General features: G+C 35.9%; 2 protein-coding genes. Both read left to right on the top strand.

From position 1 onward, the window contains the following. Window positions 1-1,213, top strand: a 1,213-nt coding sequence (istA, locus tag BVF91_RS12985; RefSeq protein WP_085113764.1) for an IS21 family transposase, incomplete at its 5' end; no start/stop codon positions are given. Continuing rightward, window positions 1,210-1,934: IS21-like element helper ATPase IstB (gene istB / locus BVF91_RS12980; protein WP_085113763.1), on the top strand; the 725-nt coding region annotated here is incomplete at its 3' end. The genes istA and istB, both read left to right, overlap by 4 nt.

The raw sequence follows: 1,934 nt of genomic DNA, 5'->3' as shown, positions 1-1,934 counted from the left end.
AAGGATATATCATCGTCTAGTAGAAGAAAAAGGATTTAAAGGTGGAGAATCCACAGTAAGATTGGCTGTACAACAACTAAAAGATGAAATACCAAAAGCATTTGTACCCCTTGAATTTGATCCGGGAGAAGCAGCACAAGTAGATTGGGGTGAAGCCACTGTGTACCTTGACAACAAAAAAGTTACTATAAATCTTTTCTGTATGCGACTCTGCTATAGTTGTGATATTTTTGTAATGGCATTTTATCGCCAAAATGAGGAATCATTTTTAGAAGGTAATGTAAAAGCATTTGAACATTTTGGTGGTGTACCCCACAAACTGATTTTTGATAATGCGAGAGTTGCAGTAAAGGAAGGTTTTGGGTCTCATGCCAAGCCTAAGGCTCGTTATCAAGCATTAAGTGCACATTATGCATTTAAAATGGAATTCTGCAATCCAAGCAAAGGAAATGAGAAAGGGCTGGTAGAAAATCTCGTAGGCTGGGTAAGACGCAATATTTTAGTTCCTGTCCCAAGAGTAAAAGATATTGATGAGTTAAACCAAATTCTTATGACAAACTGTTTGAAATACCGTTCCCATCAGATACGGGGCCATGAACAGACAGTCGGCCAAATGTATGAAATAGACAAATCATTATTATACTCACTTCCTAAATATGTGTTTGATTCAAGTAAAAGCATATCAGTCAGTGTAGACGAGTATTCAACAGTGCGTTTTGATAGAAACAATTATTCAGTACCAGTAAAATATGTAGGCAAAAATGTCAGTATCAAAGCATATGGAAATATACTAACCATCTTCTATCGTGGACAGGAAATTGCTAAACATAACAGAAGCTATGGTTCCAACAAAACCACTTACAAGCTAGAACATTACATAGATCTATTAGAGCAAAAACCCAGAGCTGTATTCAATGCAAAGCCTGTAAAAGACCATGTCAAACAAGAATTATTAGAGTGGGGACAAATACTTCCTGGCGGAGCCAGAGACATGGTAAAAATTCTGAGACTTTGTGTAGACTACGGTTCAGATAAGCTTGTGGAGATTAAAAAACAAATTCCAGCAGGTGTTACACCTACTGTTGATTTAATCCGCAGTTATTTAACAGATTACAGCACACCGGTGAAAAGTACACAAAAAATTATAGATACAGTAAATGTAGAAGAAGTTGATTTAAGTATATACGATAAACAATATGGGGTGGCACGATGAGTGAAATAAATGTAGCTAAAGAAACAATAAAACTTTATGCCAAACAGCTAAAATTGCCTACTTTTGCACAATACACAAGTATTATTAGACGTATGGATAGCAATATGGGATATGAGGAATTTCTCATAGAATTAATGAAAAAAGAAATAGCTTCCAGGCAAGAAAATCAGCAAAAGCGCCGCATACACAAAGCGGGATTCCCTTACCTGAAAACCCTTGACGAATTTGATTATACCAGACTCAAATACGTCGAACAAGCCTTTATATGGGAACTTGCCACATGTGAATTTATATCCAAACGGCAGAATGTCATTATGATAGGAAACACTGGCACAGGCAAAACTCATATTTCAATAGGCTTAGGGTTAAAGGCTTGTAAAGAGGGATATAACGTAAAGTTCTATACAGTTGCCAATCTTGTCACAGAACTTACAGAAGCACAAGAGTACAAAAAGCTTCTAAAACTTGAAAAACAGCTAGAAAAAGTGGACCTATTGATTCTAGATGAACTTTCATATCTATGCTTTAATAGGAACCAAGCTGATTTATTATTTAGGATAATTTCGGACCGTAGTGAAAAAGGAAGTGTAATAGTATCTACGAACCTTGAATTTTCAAGATGGACAGAAATGTTTGATAATACTACTATGGTAGCAGCATTAGTAGATCGTCTAACTTTCCGTTCACATGTATTAAATATGAATGGAGAATCTTTCAGGCG

Origin of the sequence: Thermoanaerobacterium sp. PSU-2 (assembly GCF_002102475.1) — a bacterium.
Lineage (GTDB): Bacteria > Bacillota > Thermoanaerobacteria > Thermoanaerobacterales > Thermoanaerobacteraceae > Thermoanaerobacterium.
The sequence above is the reverse complement of the archived record's forward strand: the minus strand, read 5'-3'. Positions and strand labels throughout refer to the sequence as shown.